Origin of the sequence: Streptosporangium sp. NPDC000396, from assembly GCF_042898655.1 — a bacterium.
GTDB lineage: Bacteria > Actinomycetota > Actinomycetes > Streptosporangiales > Streptosporangiaceae > Streptosporangium.
Genome location: NZ_JBIAZA010000003.1, coordinates 190,716 through 213,774, shown reverse-complemented (window position 1 = coordinate 213,774; position 23,059 = coordinate 190,716). Strand labels below are relative to the sequence as shown.

At 70.6% G+C, this 23,059-nt stretch carries 21 protein-coding genes; 10 read left to right on the top strand and 11 right to left on the bottom strand.

Annotated features, from left to right (window positions below; all coding sequences use genetic code 11):
• Window positions 1-167: 167 nt before the first annotated feature.
• From ACFY2X_RS05920 to prcB, 5 genes are all read right to left on the bottom strand, one after another.
• The gene (locus tag ACFY2X_RS05920; protein ID WP_389932900.1) at window positions 168-1,112 is read right to left on the bottom strand and encodes an FKBP-type peptidyl-prolyl cis-trans isomerase; all 945 of its coding nucleotides are present in this window, start codon (window positions 1,110-1,112) and stop codon (window positions 168-170) included.
• 96 nt (window positions 1,113-1,208) lie between these two features.
• Window positions 1,209-2,567, bottom strand: a complete 1,359-nt coding sequence (gene pafA / locus ACFY2X_RS05915; RefSeq protein WP_389932897.1) for a Pup--protein ligase — start codon at window positions 2,565-2,567, stop codon at window positions 1,209-1,211.
• A gap of 322 nt (window positions 2,568-2,889) precedes the next feature.
• The gene (locus ACFY2X_RS05910; RefSeq protein ID WP_389932894.1) at window positions 2,890-3,399 is read right to left on the bottom strand and encodes a hypothetical protein; all 510 of its coding nucleotides are present in this window, start codon (window positions 3,397-3,399) and stop codon (window positions 2,890-2,892) included.
• Between the two features lie 126 nt (window positions 3,400-3,525).
• The gene (gene prcA / locus ACFY2X_RS05905) at window positions 3,526-4,311 is read right to left on the bottom strand and encodes a proteasome subunit alpha (RefSeq protein WP_389933684.1); all 786 of its coding nucleotides are present in this window, start codon (window positions 4,309-4,311) and stop codon (window positions 3,526-3,528) included.
• Between the two features lie 25 nt (window positions 4,312-4,336).
• Window positions 4,337-5,185: a proteasome subunit beta gene (gene prcB, locus ACFY2X_RS05900; RefSeq protein ID WP_389932891.1), complete on the bottom strand. Its 849-nt coding sequence runs from the start codon at window positions 5,183-5,185 to the stop codon at window positions 4,337-4,339.
• A gap of 185 nt (window positions 5,186-5,370) precedes the next feature.
• Between prcB and ACFY2X_RS05895 the strand changes: the two genes are divergently transcribed.
• The 7 genes from ACFY2X_RS05895 to ACFY2X_RS05865 all read left to right on the top strand — a co-directional run bounded on the left by ACFY2X_RS05895 (window position 5,371) and on the right by ACFY2X_RS05865 (window position 14,562).
• Entirely contained in the window at window positions 5,371-6,753 is a 1,383-nt protein-coding gene (locus ACFY2X_RS05895) for an extracellular solute-binding protein (protein WP_389932888.1), read from the top strand.
• A gap of 40 nt (window positions 6,754-6,793) precedes the next feature.
• On the top strand, window positions 6,794-7,678 hold the full coding sequence (locus ACFY2X_RS05890; RefSeq protein ID WP_389932885.1) for a carbohydrate ABC transporter permease: 885 nt from the start codon (window positions 6,794-6,796) through the stop codon (window positions 7,676-7,678).
• On the top strand, window positions 7,675-8,499 hold the full coding sequence (locus tag ACFY2X_RS05885) for a carbohydrate ABC transporter permease (RefSeq protein ID WP_389932882.1): 825 nt from the start codon (window positions 7,675-7,677) through the stop codon (window positions 8,497-8,499). Before ACFY2X_RS05890 ends, ACFY2X_RS05885 begins: the two co-directional genes overlap by 4 nt.
• 301 nt (window positions 8,500-8,800) lie before the next feature.
• Window positions 8,801-9,151: a hypothetical protein gene (locus ACFY2X_RS05880; protein WP_389932879.1), complete on the top strand. Its 351-nt coding sequence runs from the start codon at window positions 8,801-8,803 to the stop codon at window positions 9,149-9,151.
• A gap of 172 nt (window positions 9,152-9,323) precedes the next feature.
• Complete coding sequence (locus ACFY2X_RS05875) at window positions 9,324-10,418, top strand: ABC transporter ATP-binding protein (RefSeq protein ID WP_389932876.1); 1,095 nt, start codon at window positions 9,324-9,326, stop codon at window positions 10,416-10,418.
• Window positions 10,415-11,620: a CehA/McbA family metallohydrolase gene (locus ACFY2X_RS05870; RefSeq protein ID WP_389932873.1), complete on the top strand. Its 1,206-nt coding sequence runs from the start codon at window positions 10,415-10,417 to the stop codon at window positions 11,618-11,620. Before ACFY2X_RS05875 ends, ACFY2X_RS05870 begins: the two co-directional genes overlap by 4 nt.
• A 167-nt stretch (window positions 11,621-11,787) precedes the next feature.
• The gene (locus tag ACFY2X_RS05865) at window positions 11,788-14,562 is read left to right on the top strand and encodes an alpha-mannosidase (RefSeq protein WP_389932870.1); all 2,775 of its coding nucleotides are present in this window, start codon (window positions 11,788-11,790) and stop codon (window positions 14,560-14,562) included.
• A 267-nt stretch (window positions 14,563-14,829) separates the two neighbouring features.
• Here ACFY2X_RS05865 and ACFY2X_RS05860 read toward each other — a convergent pair whose 3' ends face one another.
• Complete coding sequence (locus tag ACFY2X_RS05860) at window positions 14,830-15,039, bottom strand: ubiquitin-like protein Pup (RefSeq protein ID WP_389932867.1); 210 nt, start codon at window positions 15,037-15,039, stop codon at window positions 14,830-14,832.
• 230 nt (window positions 15,040-15,269) lie between these two features.
• Here ACFY2X_RS05860 and ACFY2X_RS05855 point away from each other — a divergent pair, with 230 nt between their 5' ends.
• The 3 genes from ACFY2X_RS05855 to ACFY2X_RS05845 all read left to right on the top strand — a co-directional run bounded on the left by ACFY2X_RS05855 (window position 15,270) and on the right by ACFY2X_RS05845 (window position 17,579).
• Window positions 15,270-15,674 carry a hypothetical protein gene (locus ACFY2X_RS05855; protein ID WP_389932864.1) on the top strand — a complete coding sequence of 135 codons (405 nt, stop codon included), beginning with the start codon at window positions 15,270-15,272 and terminating at the stop codon, window positions 15,672-15,674.
• Between the two features lie 98 nt (window positions 15,675-15,772).
• Window positions 15,773-16,567, top strand: a complete 795-nt coding sequence (locus ACFY2X_RS05850) for a serine/threonine-protein kinase (protein WP_389932861.1) — start codon at window positions 15,773-15,775, stop codon at window positions 16,565-16,567.
• A gap of 112 nt (window positions 16,568-16,679) precedes the next feature.
• The gene (locus ACFY2X_RS05845; protein ID WP_389932858.1) at window positions 16,680-17,579 is read left to right on the top strand and encodes a serine/threonine-protein kinase; all 900 of its coding nucleotides are present in this window, start codon (window positions 16,680-16,682) and stop codon (window positions 17,577-17,579) included.
• A 40-nt stretch (window positions 17,580-17,619) separates the two neighbouring features.
• On the opposite strand, the gene ACFY2X_RS05840 is transcribed toward ACFY2X_RS05845, so the two are convergent.
• From ACFY2X_RS05840 to ACFY2X_RS05820, 5 genes are read right to left on the bottom strand one after another with little or no spacing between them, the layout of a single operon-like run.
• A complete protein-coding gene (locus ACFY2X_RS05840) occupies window positions 17,620-18,963 on the bottom strand; it encodes a cobyrinate a,c-diamide synthase (RefSeq protein ID WP_389932853.1) in 1,344 nt (447 codons plus the stop codon).
• Window positions 18,957-19,559, bottom strand: a complete 603-nt coding sequence (gene cobO / locus ACFY2X_RS05835; protein ID WP_389932851.1) for a cob(I)yrinic acid a,c-diamide adenosyltransferase — start codon at window positions 19,557-19,559, stop codon at window positions 18,957-18,959. The genes ACFY2X_RS05840 and cobO overlap by 7 nt, the downstream gene beginning before the upstream one ends.
• Before the next feature lie 19 nt (window positions 19,560-19,578).
• The gene (locus tag ACFY2X_RS05830) at window positions 19,579-21,756 is read right to left on the bottom strand and encodes a putative cobaltochelatase (RefSeq protein ID WP_389932848.1); all 2,178 of its coding nucleotides are present in this window, start codon (window positions 21,754-21,756) and stop codon (window positions 19,579-19,581) included.
• Window positions 21,753-22,313, bottom strand: coding sequence for a histidine phosphatase family protein (locus ACFY2X_RS05825; RefSeq protein ID WP_389932845.1), 561 nt, complete (start codon window positions 22,311-22,313; stop codon window positions 21,753-21,755). The genes ACFY2X_RS05830 and ACFY2X_RS05825 overlap by 4 nt, the downstream gene beginning before the upstream one ends.
• On the bottom strand, window positions 22,313-23,059 hold the full coding sequence (locus ACFY2X_RS05820; RefSeq protein ID WP_389932842.1) for a CbtA family protein: 747 nt from the start codon (window positions 23,057-23,059) through the stop codon (window positions 22,313-22,315). Before ACFY2X_RS05820 ends, ACFY2X_RS05825 begins: the two co-directional genes overlap by 1 nt.

Sequence of the window (23,059 nt, the reverse complement as noted above, 5' to 3'; positions counted from 1 at the left end):
GTCCGCCTGGGTCACCGCTCGTGACGGACGAGATCCACGGGACACTTCCCAGGCGAGGGCTGCGCCAACTCTAACCCCCTATTAGGAGCGTTGTCAGTAATGCGACGAGCCCGGCCGCGCGGGTGCGCGGCCGGGCTCGTCGCGGGATCCGTCAGCGGCGGGATCCGTCAGTAGGCGGCGACGACGTCGACCAGGAAGACCAGGGTGTCGGTGCCCTTGATCTTGTCTCCGGAGCCCTGCTTGCCGTAGCCGAGGTCCGGCGGAATGCTCAGCAGCACCCGGCTGCCGACCGGGACGCCGACCAGGCCCTGGTCCCAGCCCTTGATGACCTTCCCGGTGCCGATCTGGAACATGATCGGCTGACCTCCGCGCGACCAACTGCTGTCGAACTCGACGTCCGACCCCCAGATCTTCCCGGCGTACTGGACCAGGATGTTCTGGCCGGACTTGACCTCCGGCCCGCTTCCCTTGATCACCGTCTTGGCGACGAGCTTGCCGGGGGCCTTCTCCTTGGTCTTGGTGGTCAGCGTGGGCGCGGCCTCTCCGCCCGGGTTCTTCACCTTCACACCCTTGACGTTCGGGTCGGTCGCCTTGCCCTTGGCCGCCTTGGCCTCGGGGATGCCGACCACGTCGACCACGAAGACCTGCGACTGGCCCGCGGGCATCTGGCCCTGCTGCTCCTTGGGCAGCGCGTCCTTGGCCACGACGGACATGAACCGGCCGCCGGCCTTGGTCTCGGCGAAGCCCTTGCGCAGGATCTCGGGGATCTGCTCGTTGACCGTGATGAGCTGGGGACCGCCCTCGTCGTAGGTCGAGGCGGTCTGCTTGTTCTCCTTGCCGTCCCAGGCGAAGACGGTGAAGTTGGCCACCACGTTGGAGCCGTCCTTGGCGGAGGCGCCGCCGGTGCCGGGTGTGATCACCTGGTAGGAGGAGGTCTCGACGACCTTCGCCGGGAAGGCGACGGCCGGCTTGGCGTTCGCCGCCCCCGTCACCTTCAGCGCCGTGACCGCCTCACCTGTGGGGCTGGCGGCGGTGGCGCCACCCTCGGAACCGCATGCTGCGGCGAACATCAAAGGCACTGCGGCGAGTACGGCCAGGCTGCGGCGGCGCATAGGTATCCCTCAAGAAGACGTCAGGTTTGCGCCACACTACCCGCCTGCGCGTACGGATGCGGTAAGTCGCCAGCCGATCTTGCCGAAGCATGACCATCACATTCCGGCGATGAGCTTGTCCACCCTTTCGTCCACGCTGCGGAAGGGGTCCTTGCACAGCACGGTGCGCTGTGCCTGGTCGTTGAGCTTCAGGTGCACCCAGTCGACGGTGAAGTCACGGCGCTTCTCCTGCGCCTTGCGGATGAACTCCCCGCGCAGCCGTGCCCGGGTGGTCTGCGGCGGCACCGACTTGGCCTCGAAGATCTTCAGGTCGGAGGTCACCCGCTCCACCGCACCGCGCTTCTGCAGCAGGTAGAACAGGCCACGGCGGCGATGCACGTCGTGGTAGGCCAGGTCGAGCTGGGCGACCCGGGGGCTCGACAGGGGGAGGTCGTACTTCTTGCGGTAGCGCTCGATCAGCTGGTATTTGGTGACCCAGTCGATCTCCCTGGAGACCAGGTCCAGGTTGCCGGTCTCGACCGCGTTGAGCGTGCGCTCCCACAGCTCCAGGACCCGGCGGCCGATCTCGTCGCTGCCGCGGCGGTCGACGAAGTCGCGGGCCTTGGAGAGGTATTCCTGCTGTATCTCCAGCGAGGACGCCTCCCGGCCGTTGGCCAGGCGCACGCGCCGTCGCCCGGTCATGTCGTGGGAGACCTCCCGGATGGCCCGGATGGGGTTCTCCAGCGACAGGTCGCGCATCACCGTGCCGGCCTCGATCATGCGCAGCACCAGGTCGGTCGCGCCGACCTTGAGCAGCATGGTCGTCTCGCTCATGTTGGAGTCGCCGACGATGACGTGCAGGCGGCGGAAGCGCTCGGCGTCGGCGTGCGGCTCGTCACGGGTGTTGATGATCGGGCGCGACCGGGTGGTCGCGCTGGAGACGCCCTCCCAGATGTGCTCGGCCCGCTGGGAGACGCAGTAGACCGCTCCCCGGGGAGTCTGCAGCACCTTGCCCGCACCGCAGATGATCTGCCGGGTGACCAGGAAGGGGATGAGCACGTCGGCCAGGCGGCCGAACTCGCCGTGCCTGCCCACCAGGTAGTTCTCATGGCAGCCGTAGGAGTTTCCGGCCGAGTCGGTGTTGTTCTTGAACAGGTAGATGTCTCCGGCGATGCCCTCCTCGCGGAGCCTCTTCTCGGCGTCGACCAGGAGGCCTTCCAGAATGCGCTCGCCCGCCTTGTCATGGGTGACGAGCTCCACGACGTTGTCACACTCGGGGGTGGCGTACTCGGGATGGCTGCCCACGTCCAGGTAGAGGCGCGCGCCGTTACGCAGGAAGACGTTGCTCGACCGGCCCCAGGAAACGACGCGGCGGAATAGATAGCGCGCTACCTCGTCGGGCGACAGCCGCCGCTGTCCCCTGAACGTGCAGGTGACGCCGTACTCGTTCTCAAGCCCGAAGATGCGACGATCCATTGCCTCACACTATTCGCCGAACCCCTCTTGCGGGAGGGATCAGTGGGGTTTTCGGTCGTACGGCTTATGCCCCGGCCAGTGAACTGCTAAGCGCGAGCACGGCTCGCGCCTGATCACATTCGGGGCACAAGCCGTGCTGGAGCGTCGATATCAGGTCGGATCGACCCATCATCGGAGGCCACCGGAGCCGGTCACGGGAGACCGGGCGCGGTGCGAATCCCGGCTGCCGCGGCGCTCACACCTCGAAGAGCATCGATGGCCGGGATTCGGCTGACCGAAACAAAGTGATGTGGATCATTCGATGGGAGCCGCAGGAGAGGGCTCAGGGGGTGTAGATCTCCTGCAGCTTGACGATCTCGCCCCGGTAGACGGTGATCAGCGAGGGGCGCCGGACCTTCTTGACCCTGGCCAGCAGCACCTTGCGGGAGCAGCGCTTGGCGCCCAGGCCCCGCTTGTCCACGGTGATGCCCACCGTGCGCGCCGAGCAGCCGAAGGCGCTCAGGAAGACGACCCCCTTGGCGACGGGCGAGGCGTAAGCGGAGACGTGACCCTCCGGCGGGCCCACGAAGTAGCCCTCGGTGTGCTTGTCCCTCATCCACTTGATCGGCTCGTACTCCACCTGACCGGTGGACACATGGGTGATCCAGCCACGCAGGATGCCGTCCTTGCGGGGGCTGATGCGCTTGGTGAAGTCATGGTCGGGGTCGGCCTGGAAGGTCGTCCCGAAGACCTTCGGCACGGGGAAGTCGGGAATCGCCGAGGCCTCGGCGGGGATCGCACCGCCCAGGGCGACGGAGAACACGGCGGCGGCGGCCACCAGAGAACGCTTCATGTCCGTTACGACGACGAGCACGCGGGTCGAGTTGGCCGAAGGCCAGGTGATCCACATCACAGCGGAGCGCCGCGCCTCGGGGGTGCGGCGCTCCGCCGTCGAGTGGTCAGCCGGGCCGTCGGGCGATCAGCCGGTCGAGCCGGTGTCGATGTCTCCCTCAGGGGCGGTGGGAGCCTCGGGGGCGGTGGGGGCCTCCGGCGCGGTGGGGGCCTCCGGCGCGGCGGCCGCCGAACCCTCGGCCAGCAGGCGCTCCAGCCGCGGGCCGTTGAGCCGCAGGAACTTGCGGTGCGGCCGGTTGCGATCGAGCACCGCCACCTCAAGCTGACTGGCCGGGGACCGCTCGCCGCCCGGCTCGGTCAGCGCGAACAGCGCCGCCTCCAGCGCCTCGGCCAGCGGCATGCCGTCGCGGTAGCGCTCCTTGAGCCGGCCCGCCACCGCCTCGGCCTGACCGCCCATCGCCACCAGGCCCGACTCGTCGAACACCGAGCCGTCGAAGGTGAGGCGATAGATGTGGTCCTCCTCCGCGGAGTCTCCGACCTCGGCCACCACGATCTCGACCTCGAACGGCTTCATCGACTCGGTGAAGATCTGGCCGAGGTTCTGCGCGTAGAGGTTGGCCAGGCCGCGCGCGGTGACGTCGTCGCGGTGGTAGGTGTAGCCGTTGATGTCGGCGTATCGGATGCCGCCGAGGCGCAGCGCCTCGAACTCGTTGTAGCGGCCGACCGCGGCGAACCCGATCTTGTCGTAGATCTCGCTGATCTTGTGCAGGGCCCGGGAGGGGTTGGGGGCGACGAAGAGGATGCCGTCCTCGTACTGCAGGACGACGACGCTACGGCCCCGCGCGATCCCCTTGCGCGCGTAGTCCGCCTTGTCCCGCATCTGCTGCTCGGGCGAGACATATCCAAAAGGCATGGACACCTGGGGTGTTCCTCTCGTTTCAGCGCAGCGGGGCGGTGGGGCCGTCGGGGGAGGTCATCCGCACGTCGAGAACGGCCTGGACGTGTCCGGCCACCTCTTCGTCGGACAGGCGGCGGAAGCCGTCCGCGGTGATCTGTGCCACGACGGGCCAGATCCTCCGGGGAACATCGGGGCCACCGGTCGCCGAGTCGTCGTCGGCGGCGTCGTAGAGGGAGTTGATGAGCGCCAGCGCGGTCTCCTCGGGCGACATGCCCTCCCGGTAGAGCTTCTTCAGCGCGCCGCGCGCGAAGATCGAGCCGGAGCCGATGGAGTGGTACTGCTGCTGCTCGTAGGGACCGCCGCCGACGTCGTAGCCGAAGATCCGCCCGCCGTCGATCTCGGGATCGTAGGCGGCGAACAGCGGCACGACGACCAGTCCCTGCATCGCCATGGCGAGGTTGCCGCGGATCATGGTGGCGAGCCGGTTGGCCTTGCCCGCCACCGAGAGCGTGCGGCCCTCCATTTTCTCGTAGTGCTCAAGCTCGACCCGGTAGAGCCGGGCCATCTCGATGCCGGTGCTCGCCGCCCCGGCGATGCCCATGCACGAGTATTCGTCGGTGCGGAACACCTTCTCCATGTCCCGCTGAGAGATGATGTTGCCCGAGGTCGCCCGGCGGTCACCAGCCATCACCACACCGCCCGCGCAGGTCGCCGCGACGATCGTGGTGGCATGGGGAATCTGATCGCCGACGGGGGCTGCCAGCGTCTCATTTCGGCCGGGCAACAAGTCCGGCGCGTAGGACCCGACGAACTCGGTGAACGAGGAGTTGCCGCTATTTGTGAAAATGTGATTCACCATGCCGGCGGGCAGGTCCCTGTGCGATCCCACGCGACTCCCTCCAAAGGTGCAGTCCTATAAGGCCCGACCTTACTCATCTTGCCGTGCTGCTTGCACTTCCCTGGATCAGCTCAGCGCGAACCATCTCCGTTCGCCCCGTTGAATCTTTACGCCTCGGTAAGGCCGTGCAATTGTCGAGTTGTCGTGACATGCCTCCATCCCCCGAGGAGGGCAGCGTGAGACCCTTCTGCAGGCCCGTCCCGATCGCGGCACTGGCAGCCGCCGTCCTGGCACTGTCCTCCTGTGGTTCCGGCACCCCCGCCGAAGACAGGGGCACCACCTTGACCATCACCGCCAACGCCATCCCGGGCGGCAAGAACGCGGCCGGCGCCGAGTGGATCAAGCAGTGGGTCATCCCCAGGTTCGAGGCCGCCCAGAAGGCGGCCGGACGCGACGTCCACGTGCTGTTCCAGCCGAACGGCGTGGACGACGAGCAGTACAAGACCAAGATCGCTCTGGATCTGAAGTCGAAGACCGGGGCCGACGTGATCGACCTCGACGGGATCTGGGTGGGCGAGTTCGCCCAGGCCGGATACATCAAGCCGCTCGCCGAGGTGGGCGGGGCGGCCGTGGAGGCGTGGGAGGGGTGGAAGCAGATCCCCCAGGCCGTGCAGGGGCTGGGCATCTTCGACGGCAGGAAGTACGCGCTGCCGCAGGGCACCGACGGACGAGTCCTCTACTACAACAAACGGCTCTTCAGGCAGGCCGGGCTGCCGGAGACGTGGCAGCCGAAGAGCTGGCAGGAGATCCTCGACGCGGGAACGGCGCTGAAGAAGATCCCCGGCGTGACGCCCATCCAGATCAACGCGGGCACCGCGATGGGCGAGGCGACGACGATGCAGGGCGCGCTGCCGCTGCTGGCCGGAACCGGCACGGAGATCTACAGCGGCGGAAAGTGGACCGGCTCCTCCCAGGGGGTCAAGGACGTGCTGGAGTTCTACCGGCGGATCTACGCGGGCGGCCTGGGCGACCCGAAACTGCAGCAGGAGGCCAAGGGGCGCGACAAGTCCTTCGCCGAGTTCGCCGACGGCAGGATCGGCATCCTGGCCGAGGGCGACTACTTCTGGCGCGCGGTGATCGAGCCGAAGGTGGGCGTGGCGCCCATGGCCGACCGCGACCAGACGGTGGGCTACGCCAGGATTCCCGCCAGGCAGCCCGGCGCCGGAATCCGCGGCCAGGACTTCGTCAGCATGTCCGGCGGGGCCGTACGAGTGCTGAACCCCTTCTCCAGGCATCCCCGGCAGGCGTGGGAACTGCTGTCGTTCATGCACTCCGCCGAGGCGGTCAAGGCCGAGCTCGCCGGGGCCGCCCGTGTCACCTCCCGCTCCGACGTCAACGCGGAGGTCCTCGCCGGCGACCCGATGTTGCGCTTCATCTCCGAGGAGGTCCTGCCGATCACCACCTACCGCCCCGGCCTGGCCGTCTACCCGCAGGTGTCCGTCGCCCTGCAGGAGGCGACGGCGGGCGTCGTCTCCGGCAAGACCGTGGACGAGGCCGCCGCCGCCTACCGGGCCGCGGTGGAAGGACTGGTCGGTGGCCCCGCCAACGTCACCAACTGACGGGGACGCGAGCGCCCGAGCCGCGACGCGCAGCGTCGCCATGAATACAGACGCCGCGGGGTTGGGGCGGAGGCGGGCGGTCGCGTTCGTGCTGCCCGCCCTCGTGCTCATCGGGGTCTTCCTGGTCTTCCCCGCGATCTGGACCGTTTACCTGGGGCTCACCGACTACCGGCTGACCGGGCTGGCGGCGGCCGAGCCCCGGGTGGTGGGCGCCGCCAACTACGCCACCGCGCTCGGCGACGAGCGGTTCCGGAACTCGCTCTGGCTGACCGTGCAGTACGTGCTGGGGTCGGCGATCGTCGGGCAGGCGGGGCTGGGGTTCGCCCTCGCGTGGATCATGCGTGACCGGCGGGGGCCCGTACGGCGGATCGTCGAGGCGCTGGTGCTGCTTTCGTGGATCCTGCCCGGCTCGGTGGTGGCGTTCCTGTGGATCGCCCTGCTGGATCGCGACGGCGGCACGCTCAACGCCCTGCTCGGCACCCCCGGCGCGGCCTGGCTGCTCGACCATCCGATGCTGTCGATCATCGTGTTCAACACCTGGAGGGGGACCGCCTTCTCGATGATGCTCTACTCGGCGGCCCTGGAGAACGTGCCGCCGTCCCATCTGGAGACCGCGCGCCTGGCCGGGGCCTCCCCCTTCCAGCAGCTGCGCGATGTGGTCCTGCCCCGGATCAAGGGGCACGTGCTCACCAACGTGCTGCTGACCAGCCTGTGGACGTTCAACGACTTCACTCCGTTCCTGATCACCGCGGGCGGCCCGGAGGGACGCTCGGAGATCCTGCCCGTCTACGTCTACAACGTGGCTCTGCGCGGCGGGCAGCTCGGCTTCGGGGCGGCCGTCTCCTTCCTCATCCTCGTGATCAACCTGATCTTCGCGCTGGCCTACCTGCGCCTGCTGCGTGATCGCCGGGAGGCCGCCGGATGAGTCTCGTCGGGCACGTGCTCGGCCGGATCGCCTCGGCCGTCTTCCTCGCGATCGTCCTGGCGTTCTTCGCGCTGCCGATGCTCTGGCTGGCCTCGGCGCCGTTCGACGCCCACCCCTTCATCACGGTGTCGGTCCCGGAGTTCACCCTGGCCAACTTCCGCGCCATCCTCGACAACCCTTACGCGCTCGGCTCCATCGGCAACTCGATCATCCAGGCGGGCGGCGCGGCGGCGGTCGTGGTCGTCCTGGCCGCGCTGGCCGCCTACGCGCTGTCCCGGGTGAGGGTGCCCGGGCGTGACGCGCTGCTGTACGTGCTGCTGCTGATGTCGTCGGTGGTCACCGGGACGGCCGCGATGGTGCCGATCTTCGAGCTGGCCTCCCGGCTGGACCTGGTCGACACCCACCTCGGGGTCGTCCTCGTCGTCTCCGGCGGCCTGCTCCCCGCGGCGATCTTCATCCTGAAGGACTTCATGGACGCCACCCCCACCTCCTACGAGGAGTCCGCACGGGTTTTCGGCGCGTCACCCCTGCAGATCCTGTGGCACATCGTCGTCCCGGTGGTACGGCCGGGCCTGGCCACGATCGCGGTGTGGGCCGTGGCCAACGTGTGGGGCGGATTCCTGCTCCCGTACATCCTGTTGCGCGATCCCGGGAAATCTCCCGGCTCGGTCGTCCTTTTCACCCTCTACACCGAGGGCGGCCAGCCCAATCTCTCCCTGATCTCGACGTTCTCTCTGCTCTACTCGCTGCCGGTGGTGCTGATGTACTTGTTCGTCAGCAGCAAGTATGGTTTCCGTTTTCACGGCGGGATCAAGCGGTGACGTTCCAGTCCCGCGCCCCGCCGTTCCGGGCAGAACACGGACGAAGAAAGCAGACCCGCTTTGCTCTGTTAGAGCGTTGCTTGCGACATGGGCGTGGCTTTCCTGAAAGAACTACCGGGAGATCTACCCTGAAGGCCTCACCCTGGAAAGTGAGGATGACGGCTCGGTGGGCCGGTCGCTGAACGGCGCCTGCCCCCTGCTGCCAGCGGGGAGCCGTCGGTGCCTTGAACTCCGACCCCGGGAGGCCGAGCTCACATGAGAAAAGTGCGACTTTCGAGCAGCGATCGCGATCGTGATACGGATGGTCGAGCTGTTCGGCGGTGCCAGTCTGATTCCAGAGACGGCAAAGGCTGTGGCGGCCAGCCCTGTTAGGCGGCCACGGACCGCCCAGCCCAACTCCCCTCGCGCGTTGACGGACAAGATCCGCATGAGCCGCGTGCTTGGCGTGAGCGGCGCCGGTCTCGGCATATCCGCGGGAGCCTGGATGGCCCATCCCGCGTTCGGCGCGCTGGTAACCGGCATGGAACTCCTGATGGGCATGGTGATCCTCTTCGCCGCGCTGTTCGGTTCGGAATCCGTTGTCGGAAGGACCTTCCGCTTATTACGGTGGATCGCCGACCGCCCGGAGCCTCCCGAGCGCCGTTCACGGTGACGGGCGTCACCCATCCGGACGGCATATGCCCGAATTCTTCGCGCCCTTACGGATTCGCGCCCTTATGGAAAGTCCCCTGTCGCCTTTCGGGGTGCGGAATTCGCGCGATCGTTCCGGCGGCCGAAAGCGAATGGGTAGTGACTCGCCGCCCGGGTTCTCGCATAGTGCGTTCATGGCCCGAACTTCTGGAACAGCGCGTCCCCGACAAGCCGCGATATCCCTGCACGGCCTGACCAAGGTATTCCCCGGAGGGGTCCGGGCGCTGGACTCCCTGGATCTGGAGATCGGCGAGGGCGAGTTCTTCGCCCTGCTGGGCCCGTCCGGCTGCGGCAAGACGACCCTGCTGCGGAGTATTGCCGGTCTCGAAACGCCCACATCCGGAAAAATCAGCATCGGCGAGACCGATGTGACCACGCTCCCGCCCGGCCGCCGCGACGTCGCCATGGTCTTCCAGGACTACGCCCTGTTCCCCCACATGGACGTCACCGCCAACATCGCCTACCCCCTGCGGATCGGCAGGACACCCCGCGCCCAGCGGGAGACCAGGGCGAGCGAGGTCGCCGCCAGGCTCAGCCTCACCGAACTGCTCGGCAGGCGCCCGGGGCAGCTGTCCGGCGGCCAGCAACAGCGGGTCGCGCTCGCCCGGGCCATCGCCTGCCGCCCCAGCGTGTTCCTGTTCGACGAGCCCCTGTCCAACCTCGACGCCCGGCTCCGCCTGGAGGCCCGCACCTTCCTCAAGCGCCTGCAGGACGAGCTCGGCGTCACCACCGTGTTCGTCACCCACGACCAGGGCGAGGCCCTCGCCCTGGCCCATCGGATCGCCGTCATGGACGCCGGGCGGATCACCCAGGTCGGCACCCCGGCCGAGATCTTCCACCGGCCCGCCACCACCTTCGTCGCCTCCTTCATCGGCTCCACCCCGATGAACCTGCTGCCCGGCAAGGTCAGCGGCGGCATGCTCCACGTGGCGCAGGCCGTACTGCCTGCGCCCGGAGGCCTGCCCGACGGCGAGTCGATCGTGTACGGCGTGCGCCCCGAATACACCGATCTGTCCACCACAAGAACGGACAACGGATTCGCCGGGGAGGTCGCGGTGCTGGAGAACCTCGGCGCCGCCAGCCTCGTCACATTGGAAGGTCCGGAGCATCTCGTCCAGGCCGTCGTACCCGAGGGCCGCGAGCCCGGCGTCGGCACGACGGCCTGGGTGGTCCCCCGGCCGGGCCGGGCCCTCGTCTACCACCACGACCACCTCGCCGGCCAGATATGAGAGCGCTGCGCCTGAACGGCCGGTGGACGCTGGAGAACCGGCTCACCGGCCCGGTCCACGACGTCCCGTTCGAGCTCCCCGCCGACGCCCGGGCCTTCACCGTCCGGCTCTCCTACGACCGCTCCGCCGGCGTGCTGGATCTCGGCTGCCACGGACCGCAGGGCTTTCGCGGCTGGTCCGGCGGCGCCCGCTCCGAATACACGATCGCCCCCGCCTGGGCCACTCCCGGCTATCTGCCCGGCGAACCCGAGCCCGGCGTGTGGCGGATCCTCCTCGGCCTGCACCGCGTCCCTCCTGGCGGCCTGCCGTACGAGCTGCGCGTCATCCCGCACCTGTCCCCGCCCGTCGCCCCACCCGGCCGGACCGGCCTGCGGCCCCCTCCCCCGCCCCGCGAACCGGCCGCCACCAGGCGCGGGCTCCCCTCCCTCGGCGGGCTGCGCTGGCTCGCCGGAGACCTGCACACCCACACCGTCCACTCCGACGGCTCGCTGACCGTCCCCGAACTCGCCTGCCTGGCCGCCGACCGAGGCCTGGACTTCCTCGCCGTCACCGACCACAACACCGTCAGCCACCACGCCGAGCTGCCCGTCGCGGCCACCTACGCCGCCATCGCCCTCCTGCCCGGCCAGGAGGTCACCACCGACCTCGGCCACGCCAACGCCTTCGGCGACATCGGCTGGATCGACTTCCGCGAGAATCCCGACCGGTGGGCGCGAGCCGTACGGGACAGGGGCGGGGTGCTGTCGATCAACCATCCCGTCGCCGCCGACTGCTCCTGGCGCCACCCCATGGCCGCACCGCCCCCCGCCGTCGAGGTGTGGCACTGGAGCTGGTGGGACCGGACCTGGGGTGCACCGCTGGCCTGGACGCAGGCCTGGTCGGCCGGGGCGACGATGATCGGCGGCAGCGACTACCACCGGCCCGAGGAGGGCCACCCGCCCGGCGACCCCACCACCTGGGTGCTCGCCGGCGACCTCATGGAAGGGCTCCGCGCCGGGAACACCGCCGTGTCCGCCACCCCCGACGGCCCGCTGCTGCTCCGCCACGGCGAGGACTTCCTCATCCTCGGCGGCGACGGGCTGGTGCTGTGGGGGCCCGAGATGCGGCGGGTCGTCATCGGCGACAAGGTCACCGTCCCTGCCCGTCCCGGCCCCCACCGGCTGGAGACCTTCCGCAACGAGGTGATGGCACTGTGCACCTGACACGCCTGACGCGCCCGGCGCCCCCTTCGACCAGGAGAGCCGGAGTTTCAGGGGCTCTCGTCACCGAGAGCCCCGCCCCGCTCGCGGAATCGCCGGCCAGCCGGCCGATATCGTGACAATCCAAAAGATCATCGAATCGGTCGGACCGTCCGCCGGAGGCGAGGCACATGAGACCTGACATCGTGGTCGTCCCGCACACCCACTGGGACCGCGAGTGGTACCTGCCGTTCCAGCGGTTCCGGCTCGGCCTGGTCCGCATGCTGGACGAGGTCCTGGACACCATGGCCGCCGACCCCGGCTACCGGTTCACCATGGACGGCCAGCTCGCCGCCCTGGAGGACTATCTGGAGATCCGCCCCGAACGGCTTCCGGCCGTGAAGGAGCTCATCGCGCAGGGCCGCTTCGCCGCCGGGCCGTGGCTCATCCTCGCCGACGAGTTCCTGTGCGCCGGGGAGACCCTGATCCGCAACCTTGAGTACGGCATGCGCGGCGCCGCCGAACTGGGCGGCGCCATGCTGGTCGGCTACCTGCCCGACCAGTTCGGCCACTGCGCCCAGATGCCGCAGATCCTCCGCCAGGCCGGCATCGAGCACGCCTGCCTGTGGCGCGGCGTGCCCGCCCGCGTCGACCGGGACGCGTTCGCCTGGGTCGGCGCCGACGGCACCGCGATCCGCACCCAATATCTCCCCGGCGGGTACGGCAACGCCGTCGCCCTGTTCAGCGGGCCTCCCGAGGCCCTCACGGACCGGCTCGCCGCCTTCACCGAGACCATGCGCCCCTGGCGCCCCGCAGGCCCCCTGCTGGCCATGTACGGCGCCGACCACAGCGCCCCCGCCGCCGACATCACCGCCGCCGGGCTGCGCGTCGCCACCCTCCACGACTACGTCACCGCCCAGGATCCCGCCGTCACCGGTCTGCCCGCCGTCCACGGCGAGCTGCGCTCCCATGCCCGCGCCAACATCCTGCCCGGCGTCATCTCCGCCCGCATCCCCGCCAAACAGGCCATGGCCCGCGCCGAACGCGTCGTCACCCGCTACGCCGAGCCCCTGTCGGCGCTCTGGCTGCCCGGCGGCACCGCCGCCTCGAAGCTGCTCGACATGGCCTGGCGCCGCCTCATCGCCTGCAGCGGCCACGACTCCATCACCGGCTGCGGCGCCGACGAGACCGCCCAGCAGGTCGCCGCCCGCATCGCCGAGGCCGAGCACATCGGCCAGGCCGTGGTCGACATGGTCTGCGCCTCTCTCGCCGACCGGGCCGGACGCGACGCCCTCGTGGTCGTCAACCCCTCGCCTTTCCCGCGCACCGCCCTGGTCCTGGCCGACCTGCCGGAAACCCAGGCCGTCCTCCTCGCCCCCGACGGCGGCCAGGTGCCGACGCAGCGGCTGGAGCTGGCCCCGACCCTCCTCGACGAGACCGTCATGGACGACCTGTCCCAGTTGCTCGGCCGGGTTCACGAACGCGAGCTCTTCGGCCAGGAGATCATCTCCTGGTCCAGCTCCGAGAACGTCTTCACCATCGTCGTCGGCCGCCATGCCACCACCGGCTACGACTACGCCGACTTCCGCTCGGCGGTCCTGGACGGCGCCGCCCGCCCGGGACCCTGGCGCGTGCTCACCCTCGCCGAGCCGGTCGTCACGGTCGCCGCCAACGTCACCGTCCCGCCGCTCGGCCGCGCCGTCCTGTCCTGCGCGCCCGCGGGCGCCGGCCGGCCGGGCGCCCCCGGCTGGGTGCGTCCCCCCGGCGGCACGCTCGACAACGGCCTGCTCCGCGTCACCGTCGCGCCCGACGGCACCCTGTCGCTGCTCTCGGCCGGCGCCGAGGCCCACGGCGTCGGCCGCGTCGTCGACGGAGGCGACGTGGGAGACACCTACAACCACGCCCCGCCGGGCGACGACGTCCTGGTGGACACCCCCGTCCGGGTCGAGGTCGAGGGCGTCTGCTCCGGGCCGCTGGTGTCGGTGCTGGAGATCCGCCGCGAGTACGCCTGGCCGGCGTGCGAGGCCGCGGGCACCCGCTCGGGCACCACCGAGAGCGTCGTCGTCACCACGAGGGCCGAACTCCGGACCGGCGAGCCCTACCTGCGCCTGGAGGTCTCCTTCGACAACCGCTGCCGCGACCACCGGGTCCGCTGGCACGCGCCGCTCCCCTCCGGGGCGGCGGAGTCCTTCTCCGAGGGGCAGCTCTCGGTGGTACGGCGCGGCCTGACCGGCGAGGGCGGCTGCGGTGAGGAACCTCTGCCCACCTTCCCCGCCGAGGGCTTCGTCGCCGCGGGCGGGCTGGCCGTCCTGCTGGACCAGGTGACCGAGTACGAGCTGACCGGCGGGGATCTGGCGCTCACCCTGATCCGCTCGGTGGGGTTCCTGTCCAGGAACCGCAACGCCTACCGCGACGAACCCGCCGGGCCCCAGCTGCCCACCCCCGCCGCCCAGTGCCCGGGGCCGGTCACGATGCGCATGGCCGTACTGCCCTGCGCGGGCACCTGGCACGAGGCGGAACTGCCGCGCCTGGCCGAGGAATACCGGCACGAGCTGCTGGCGGTGCCGGGGGCGGGCCGCGTCCTCGCCGGGGAGACGTCCGGCGCGAGGAAGGGCGCGAACACCGGGGCGGAGGACACTAGGGCAGAGGACACGGCCACCGGAGAGGGAAGCGTGGACCCCTGGCTCGCGGTGGAGGGCGCGGGCGTGGTGCTCACGGCGCTGCGCGAGCGGGAGGGCGCGCTGGAGGTCCGCCTCGTGGCCGAGCACCCGTCAGCCACCGAAGCCGTCATCCGCGGGCCGTTCAGCGCCGCCCGCCGCGCCGACCTGCTCGGCGCGGCGGGCGAACGGCTGGAGGTCGTCGACGGCACAGTACGGCTACCGCTGCGTCCCTTCGAGATCGCGACCGTTCACCTGACGAGGGCGCCGGTCTTCCCCCCATCTCTCACGTCAGCTTCTCGGCCGTGAACGGGCCGAGCTTGCAGCTCCTCACCGTCGATGGCTTCGATGGTTCAGGCCGCGTAAGGCAGCGTGACTCACTGCCCGGCATGGCCAGGCCATACCGTGTTGCGATGCCGATAGCGGATCACAGAGCCGTTCCCCGGCACGCCGGGTGCGTTCAATCCCGTCACCGCGTCACCAGCAGTAACAACAAAACCACGGACAGGGAAGCTTCCTCTCGGGCGTGAACGCCCGAGGTTCCCGGCTAGATGGTGCTGAATTCGGGCGCCTGCCTCACTGGCCGCCTTTTTGCACGTAGCTCCTGACGAACTCTTCGGCGTTCTCCTCAAGGACCTCGTCGATCTCGTCGAGAATCGCGTCGACGTCGTCCGAAAGCTTCTCGTTGCGCTCCTGAACGTCGGAGGAGTCCAGCGCGGTGGTCTCCTCCGCCTCCCTGTCGCTCCGGCCGGTCTGCTTCTGGCCGCCGGTGTCCTTGCTAGCCATCTGTGGCACCTCCGCATGGGGGGACGTCTCTGACTCATATCTTCCCCGAACCGGCAGACATTTCGCGCGGATCGTCCCGCGATCTTTGCGGGAGCCCGTCGAGACCGCTCCGAGGTCCTGTCCGCCAAGACAATCCTCACCGGCCATCCCCTGGCAAATTCATTCCACTTGACTGGATAGTTCTCCTATCCAATAATTGGTCAGCGTCACTATCCAACAGGAGGTCCCCCATGTCGCCGTCGTCGCTCAGCACCGCCGGAGTGCTTCTGATCACCGTTCCCACCATCGCCTTCGGTGGGCTGTCCCTGCTCGCGCACATCATGCGCAACATCCCCGGCTACCTGGACAACCCCGTACGGCGCGGCCTCTGGCGAGCCGGTCACGCGCACGCGGGCGTCCTGGTCCTCTTCGCACTCGTCTCAATGCTCTACATCGATCAGACCGGCCTGTCCGAGGGCATGAAGAGCCTGACGCGGATCCTGATCGTGGCGGCGCCGATCCTGATGCCGCTCGGCTTCTTCCTGTCGGTCGTGCGCCCCTCCGACACCAAGCCGAACAAGTTGATCTGGCTGGTGGCCCTGGGCGGTGTGTCCCTCGGCGCCGGAACGTTGTCGCTGGGTATCGGCCTTATCTGATGTCCTTTACAGTGTAGATTCATAAATTTCAGACTTTTCTGGCCCGCGTGGATCGTTCCAGTTAGGTCTCCAGGGCCTGGAACTGCGATCATTGACGGGTGAGCGCCATCGTCGACAGCCGGTACAAGCTCGTCTCCCCCGTCGGCCGGGGGGCGACTGGCGTTGTCTGGCGTGCCTACGACCTGCTGTTGGAACGAGAGGTGGCGCTCAAGGAGATCGCCCTCCCACCGGGGCCCGACGCGGCCGACCGGCGGCGGCGAGTGGTGCGCGAGGCCCGGATGGCGGCGCGGCTGAGCCACCGGGGCATCGTCACTGTGCACAATCTGGCCGAGGAGGCCGAGCGGCTCTGGATCGTCATGGAGTTCCTGGAGGCCCTGACCCTGCACGACACGCTGGTGCAGGCCGGCCCGCTCCCGGCGGACCTGGTGGCGGCGATGGGGCGCCGGCTCCTGGAAGCCCTGCGGCACGCGCACGACGAAGGGGTCATCCACCGTGACATCAAGCCCGCCAACATCATGCTGACCGGCGACCGGGTCGTGCTGGCCGACTTCGGCTTCGCCGCGCCCGAAGGCATGGCCACGACCTCGATGCGCGGCACGCCCGCCTTCATCGCACCGGAGAGCCTGCACGGCCGGGGCGGAACCCGCGAGGCGGACATGTGGTCGTTCGGCGCGACGCTCTACATGGCGGTGGAGGGCAGGACCCCGTTCCGGACGGTCCACTCGATGGCCGCCCTGGTGGAGGCGTTGCGGGAGCCGGCTCGCGCGCCGCGCCGGGCGGGCCCCCTGGAGCCGGTGCTGCGCGGGCTGCTGCGCAAGGACCCCCGGGCTCGGCTGACCGCCGAGCAGGCCTCGGCCATGCTGGCCGGGGTGCGCTGTTCCAGCGCGGCCTGACCGCACCACCCGATCGTCATGCGCGGTTACCAGGCGTGATGACACCATGCACCGTTCCAGGTAAAAATATGAATCGGCTGAGGGCCCGGCCTCTACGCGCAACGGGTGGTTCATGGAAGCGGGAATAGAGAAGGCACCACTGCTGGGAGGTCGTTACCGGCTGATTTCGCCCACCGGGCGAGACGGCGTGGGCATCATGTGGCGGGCCCACGATTCCCTGCTTCGCCGTGATGTGGCGATCAAGGAGATCCAGCCGCGGTTCGGCGTGGACGGAGCCGACCTGGACGGCGCGCGCCGGCGGGCACTGCGCGAGGCGCGCTCGGCCGGGCGGTTGAACCATCCGGCGGTGATCTCGGTTCACGACCTGCTGGAAGAGAGCGGGCGGCTCTGGATCGTGATGGAGCTGCTGGAGGCCCTCTCGTTGAAGGAGACGGTGCGGCATCTGGGCCATCTGCCGATCCACTGGACGGCCTGGATCGGTTTCCAGTTGCTCGCGGGGCTGCGTCACGCCCACGGGGCGGGCGTGCTGCACCGGGACATCAACCCGGGCAACATCCTGCTGACCGGTGACCGGGTCGTCCTGTCGGATTTCGGGATCGCGATGCTGAACGGCGACCCGAGCACCTCGACGACCGTTCCGATCGGTTGCGAGCCCGCCTATATGGCACCGGAGCGGTTGCGGGGCAGAAAGACGGCCCAGGCGGCCGATCTGTGGTCGTTCGGGGCGAGCCTCTATTTCGCGGTGGAAGGACGGCCGCCCTATCCCGGTTCGGACCCGCTGGCGGTGCTGAGCACGGCGATGACCCAGAATCCGGATCCGCCGGTGAAGGCCGGGCCGCTCCGGCCGCTTCTCGAAGGACTGCTCCGGCGCGACCCTGCGGCTCGCATCTCCGCCGGTCCCGCGGCGCGCATGCTGTCGGAGGTCCTCCGGCTGGAGGGAGTGGCGGTGGCACCGCCACGCCTGCCGACGGCGCGGCGCCCGCACAACTCCCCGCCGTCGGACACGGCATGAGGCCCCTTCCCAGAAAGGCCTCCCGGTCGTCCCGGCGCCGTCATGGCCGCCGGTGGCACGCCTCCACGAACCGGGTGGCCAGATGGGGGCTGCCGGCCCAGTGCAGGTGCAGGTAGGAGGCGACCACCCGGTCGTCGGCGAACCCGTCGGCGCCGCCCCTCCAGCGGAACAGCGGGCGGTCCGGCGCGGACTCGACGGCGGTGCGGTGAAACTCGTGGCCGCGATACCGCTCGCCGTTCCTGGTCAGCATCGAATCCCGGACGGCCACCGCGTCCCGGTAGCCGAGAGTGAGCGTGCCGGTCATCTCCGCCTTGACGTCCAGGATCCCGCACATCGGCCGGCCGTCCAGTTCCCTGGCGAGATAGAGCAGGCCCGCGCACTCGGCCGAGATCGGCCCGCCGAAGGCGGCGACCTCCTTGCGCAGCGGTTCGTTGGCGGACAGCTCGGCCGCGTAGACCTCGGGGAAGCCTCCGCCGATGACGATTCCCCGCACTCCCTCGGGCAGGGCCTCGTCGGTGAGGGGGTCGAAGGTGACGACCTCGGCTCCGGCCGCCGTCAGGAGCTCGGCCTGCTCGGCGTAGCCGAAGGTGAAGGCCTGGCCGCCCGCGACCGCGATCCTCGTCCCGGCGGGCACGGCGGGCGTGGTAGGCACAGCGGGAACGGCCTGGTCCGGGGTCCACGGCGTCGCGGGCAGCGGCGGGGCCGTGCGTGCGAGCCGTACCAGCCCGTCCAGGTCGCAGGAGCCGGCGATCAGCGCGGCGACGGCGTCCATGGCCTGGGTGGCCTGGGTCCGGCGTTCGGCGGCGGGGACGAGCCCGAGGTGGCGGGAGGGGGTGGCGACGGCGTCGCTGCGGCGGATCGCACCGAGCACCGGGACACCGCTCTCAGCGAGGGCCTCACGGCAGATGTCCTCGTGCCGTGCCGAGCCGATCCGGTTGAGGATCACCCCGCCGAGCCTGAGCCGCGTGTCGTAGGAGGCGAACCCGTGCACGAGCGCGGCGACGGATCTGCTCTGCTTCGCCGCGTCCACGACCAGGACCACCGGGGCGTCCAGCAGCCTGGCGACGTGTGCGGTGGAGGCGAACTCTCCCGCGCCTGCCCCGTCGTAGAGGCCCATCACCCCCTCGACCACCGCGAGATCGGCCCCGGCCGCACCGTGCGAGAACAGGGGGGCGACCAGTTCCTCCCCCACCAGCCACGGGTCGAGGTTGCGGCCGGGGCGGCCGGTGGCCATGGCGTGGTAGCCGGGGTCGATGTAGTCGGGCCCCACCTTGTGCGGCGAGACCGCCATGCCCCGGCGGGTCAGCGCGGCCATCAGGCCGGTCGCCACGGTCGTCTTCCCGGCCCCGGAGGACGGGGCCGCGACCACCAGGCGGGCTACCATTCGATGCCCTTCTGGCCTTTCTGCCCGGCGTCCATGGGGTGCTTGATCTTGCCCATCTCGGTCACCAGGTCGGCGGCGTCGAGCAGGCGGGGATCGGCGTCGCGGCCGGTGACGACGACGTGCTGGCTGCCCGGGCGCCCGCGCAGCGTGTCGACCACGTCGTCGACGTCGATCCAGCCCCACTTCATGGGATAGGTGAACTCGTCGAGCACGTACAGGCGGAACGTCTCGGCGGCGAGGTCGCGTTTGATCTGCTCCCAGCCCTCACGGGCGTCGGCGGCATGATCCTCCTCGCTGCCGGGCCGCTGGATCCAGGACCAGCCCTCCCCCATCTTGTGCCAGGAGACCGGCCCGCCCTCGCCGGAGTCGCCGAGCACCCGCAGGGCGCGCTCCTCTCCGATGCGCCACTTGGCGGACTTGACGAACTGGAAGACCCCGATCGGCCAGCCCTGGTTCCAGGCGCGCAGGGCCAGGCCGAAGGCCGCGGTGGACTTGCCCTTGCCGGGGCCCGTATGGACGATCAGCAACGGCCGGGTACGGCGCTGCCGGGTGGTCAGACCGTCCTCGGGCACGCTGACCGGTTTGCCCTGGGGCATCGTCATTCACCTTTCGCTGTCACGCGGCGCTCCGCCGCTCACGGATCATCCCCGCAAGATCGGTGAGGTCGTCGAGACGCACGGTCTCGGCGCCCATCCGCTGCGCCAGGGATCGGGCCAGTCCCAGGCGGACATACCCGCCCTCGCAGTCCACCACCACGCTCGCCACCCCCGCCAGCAGCCCCGCGGCGCGGTGGGACTCCTCGACGGTGCCGCAGGTGGACCGCCCGTCGGTGACCAGGACCAGCAGCGGACGCCTGGCCGGGTCGCGCAGGCGTTCGACCCGCAGCACCTCGGCGGCCCGCAGCAACCCCGCGGCCAGAGGGGTACGACCGCCGGTGGGCAGCTCGCGCAGACGGGTCGCGCCGGCCTCGACGGAGGAGGTGGGCGGCAGGACGAGGTCCGCACGGGTGCCCCGGAAGGTGATCAGCCCGACCTTGTCCCGGCGCTGGTAGGCGTCGAGCAGCAGGCCCAGCACGGCCGACTTGACGGCGCGCATGCGCTGCCGGGCGGCCATGGAGCCGCTCGCGTCCACGACGAACAGCACCAGGTTCCCCTCTCGGCCCTCGCGGACCTTCTCCCTGAGGTCCTCGCGCCGCAGGAGCAGGCCGGGACCGCTCCTGCCGCGCTGGAGCTGGTACGGCGCGGCCGCCCCGACGGTCGCCGCCAGGTGGAGGGAGGCGGGGCGGCCGTCGGGGACGCGGGCACCGGTGGTCCTCCCCAGCGGGGTCCTCGCCCTTGATCGCCGTCCGGGGGCTCCCGCGCCGATACCGGGCACCGTGAACAGCCTGGTCCGTCGCACTGGATCCGCGTCGAAGGTCTGCTCGCGCGGGGTGGTCCCGGCTTGCGGTGCCGGCTCGGCGGAGGGTGCGGAGGGCGGTGGGCTCGCCGTTCCGGGCTCGGGGGCGGCGTGCGAGGTGTCCGTGGCCGGGGTGCCGTCCGTGGCCGGGGTGCCGGGCGGTGAGGGGACGCGGTCCTCGCCGCCGGAGCCGTCCCCGGGAGGATCGTCCCCCCTGGGAGCGCCGCCGTCGTCGGAATCCTCGCCAGGACCGCCGTCAGGGCCGTCGCCGGGGCCCCCTGCGCCGGGGCCCGGATCGTCACCGGGGTCGTCCGGGTCCTCCGGGTCGTCGGGAATCTGGTTGAGGAGATCCTCCAGCTTGGCCTCGTCCAGGCCGGGGGCGTCGAAGGGGTCGCGGCGGCGGCGGTGCGGAAGAGCGAGCCTGGCCGCCTCCCTGACGTCGTCGGCGGTGACGGTGGTGCGTCCCTGCCAGGCGGCGTGGGCGATCGCGGCGTTCGCGGTGACGATGTCGGCCCGGAGCCCGTCCACCTCGAAGGCCGCGCAGACCGTGGCGATCTGCCGCAGCGCGGAGTCCGGCAGGACCACGCCCGCCACCCGGTCCCGGGCCTCGGCGACACGCACCGCCAAGGCCTGCTCCTGACCGGACCACCGGGCCGCGAACCCGGCGGGATCGGCCTCGAACGCCAGGCGTCGCCGTACCACCTCCGCCCGCTGGGACGGCTCCCTCGAGGCCCGCACCTCCACCGTCAGCCCGAACCGGTCCAGGAGCTGCGGCCGCAGCTCCCCCTCCTCCGGGTTCATGGTTCCCACCAGCAGGAACCGGGCGGCGTGCCGTACCGACACCCCTTCGCGCTCGACGTAGCAGGTGCCGAGGGCGGCGGCGTCCAGCAGCAGGTCGACCAGGTGATCGTGGAGCAGGTTGACCTCGTCCACGTAGAGAACGCCCCGGTGAGCTCCCGCCAGGAGGCCGGGCTCGAAGGCCTTCACCCCCTCGGTGAGCGCCCGTTCGAGGTCGAGCGAGCCGGCCAGACGGTCCTCGGAGGCGCCGACCGGCAGCTCGACCAGGCGCGCGGGCCGTACGGCACCGGCCCGGGAAGCCCCCGGCGGCGCGTCCGCCGCAGGCACCTCGTGCGGCCCGTCGGGGCATTCGGGGTCCGGCGCGGCGGGGTCACAGGAGAAACGGCAACCGTGCACCACCTCGACGGGTGGCAGGAGCGCCGCCAGTGCCCGCACGATCGTGGACTTCGCGGTGCCCTTCTCCCCCCGGACCAGCACTCCGCCGACGCGGGGGGACACGGCGTTGAGGAGGAGCGCGAGCTTCAGGTCCTCCGATCCCACGATCGCGGTGAAGGGATAACGCGGGTCACGCACCTTCGGGATCTCCTTGAATGTCGTCATGCGGGGTAGCTCAACCGCCAGCGCCCGTCCCGGCCGGTGAGCGCGACGCGGGCCAGCGGCGCGACGTCGACACGCCAGAACGCCTGGGCGGGCGCGCCGAGCGCGTGGACGACCGCGGCGCGGATGACCGGGGGATGGGTGACCGCGACGAGCCTGCCGGGAGCCCGGCGGGACAGCCAGCCGGACACCCGGCCGAGGAGATCGGTGATCGACTCTCCCCCGTGGGGTGCGGCGGCGGGGTCGGTGAGCCAGGCGGCGAGGCCTTCGGGCTCGGCCGCCTCGACCTCGCCGAGCGTCCTGCCCCTCCAGCGCCCGTAGTCGCAGTCGGCGAGCAGCGGGTCGGGGTCGGCCCGCAGGCCGAGGGCCTCGGCCGTCTGGACACAGCGCAGCTCGGCGGCGCAGGCCGCCGAGCCGGGGCCGAACTGCGGGGCCAGGGCGGCGGCCCGGCGCAGGCCGGGTTCGTCGAGCGGTTCGTCGCCCGGGAACACGGCCCGCGCCGTCGCCGGCGTCGAGGCGTGACAGACCAGCAGCAGGCGGGTGACCCCCGAGGGGAGCATCACACCGGGCTGCGTTTGCGCGCGGCGAAGGCGAACAGCGCGCCGACGCCGAGCCAGAACACCGCCTGCGTGCCTATGGAGGCGATCCGGAAGTCCCACAGAAGGTCCGCGGGGAAGCCCTTGGGCACCTCGTTGATCTTCGGCAGGAGGATCCAGGCCGCCGCCACCGGCACCAGCACCGCGGCGCCCGCGGCCAGCCAGCGCAGCCATGGCTCGCTCTGGGAGACGTAACGGTAGGTGGCCGTGCCCGCGGCGACGGCGAGGATCCCGATGGCCACGGCGACCAGGTAGAGCACGGTGCGCTGGTCGATCGTCTCGGGGTCACCGACGGCGGGCGGGTTGGCGGGATATTTGACGAAGGGGACGAGAACGATCGCGGTGAACGCGGCGGCCGCGAGAGTGATCGCGAGCGCCGGTTCCGACGCGGGCCCGACCCGGCCGCGCACGGCCGCGTACGCGAGGGCGAACAGGCCGCCGACGGCCAGGCCGTACAGGGCGAGGGCGAGGAAGAGCCCGAACCGCTGGCCGTTCCTGCTGACCAGTTCCTCGCCGTCGTCGTGGGAGTGCTCGGCGGGCTCGGCCGCCTCGTGGGAGTGGGATCCGGCTGGGGAGGCGGCCGCGGCCGCCTCCTCCAGCGCGATGGCCTGGTCGATGCGCGGCTCGCCCACGGTGTAGGCGAAGGCGGCCGCGAGCAGCCCGGCGATCAGCCCGACGAGCATGCCCCGGACGAGGAGTTTGACGATCAC

Coding starts and splice junctions, on each gene's coding strand:
- ACFY2X_RS05920 (WP_389932900.1), bottom strand. CDS start 1,112: ATGCGCCGCCGCAGCCTGGCCGTACTCGCCGCAGTGCCTTTGATGTTC.
- pafA (WP_389932897.1), bottom strand. CDS start 2,567: ATGGATCGTCGCATCTTCGGGCTTGAGAACGAGTACGGCGTCACCTGC.
- ACFY2X_RS05910 (WP_389932894.1), bottom strand. CDS start 3,399: ATGAAGCGTTCTCTGGTGGCCGCCGCCGCCGTGTTCTCCGTCGCCCTG.
- prcA (WP_389933684.1), bottom strand. CDS start 4,311: ATGCCTTTTGGATATGTCTCGCCCGAGCAGCAGATGCGGGACAAGGCG.
- ACFY2X_RS05890 (WP_389932885.1), top strand. CDS start 6,794: ATGAATACAGACGCCGCGGGGTTGGGGCGGAGGCGGGCGGTCGCGTTC.
- ACFY2X_RS05885 (WP_389932882.1), top strand. CDS start 7,675: ATGAGTCTCGTCGGGCACGTGCTCGGCCGGATCGCCTCGGCCGTCTTC.
- ACFY2X_RS05880 (WP_389932879.1), top strand. CDS start 8,801: ATGGTCGAGCTGTTCGGCGGTGCCAGTCTGATTCCAGAGACGGCAAAG.
- ACFY2X_RS05875 (WP_389932876.1), top strand. CDS start 9,324: ATGGCCCGAACTTCTGGAACAGCGCGTCCCCGACAAGCCGCGATATCC.
- ACFY2X_RS05870 (WP_389932873.1), top strand. CDS start 10,415: ATGAGAGCGCTGCGCCTGAACGGCCGGTGGACGCTGGAGAACCGGCTC.
- ACFY2X_RS05865 (WP_389932870.1), top strand. CDS start 11,788: ATGAGACCTGACATCGTGGTCGTCCCGCACACCCACTGGGACCGCGAG.
- ACFY2X_RS05860 (WP_389932867.1), bottom strand. CDS start 15,039: ATGGCTAGCAAGGACACCGGCGGCCAGAAGCAGACCGGCCGGAGCGAC.
- ACFY2X_RS05855 (WP_389932864.1), top strand. CDS start 15,270: ATGTCGCCGTCGTCGCTCAGCACCGCCGGAGTGCTTCTGATCACCGTT.
- ACFY2X_RS05845 (WP_389932858.1), top strand. CDS start 16,680: ATGGAAGCGGGAATAGAGAAGGCACCACTGCTGGGAGGTCGTTACCGG.
- ACFY2X_RS05840 (WP_389932853.1), bottom strand. CDS start 18,963: ATGGTAGCCCGCCTGGTGGTCGCGGCCCCGTCCTCCGGGGCCGGGAAG.
- cobO (WP_389932851.1), bottom strand. CDS start 19,559: ATGCCCCAGGGCAAACCGGTCAGCGTGCCCGAGGACGGTCTGACCACC.
- ACFY2X_RS05830 (WP_389932848.1), bottom strand. CDS start 21,756: ATGACGACATTCAAGGAGATCCCGAAGGTGCGTGACCCGCGTTATCCC.
- ACFY2X_RS05825 (WP_389932845.1), bottom strand. CDS start 22,313: ATGCTCCCCTCGGGGGTCACCCGCCTGCTGCTGGTCTGTCACGCCTCG.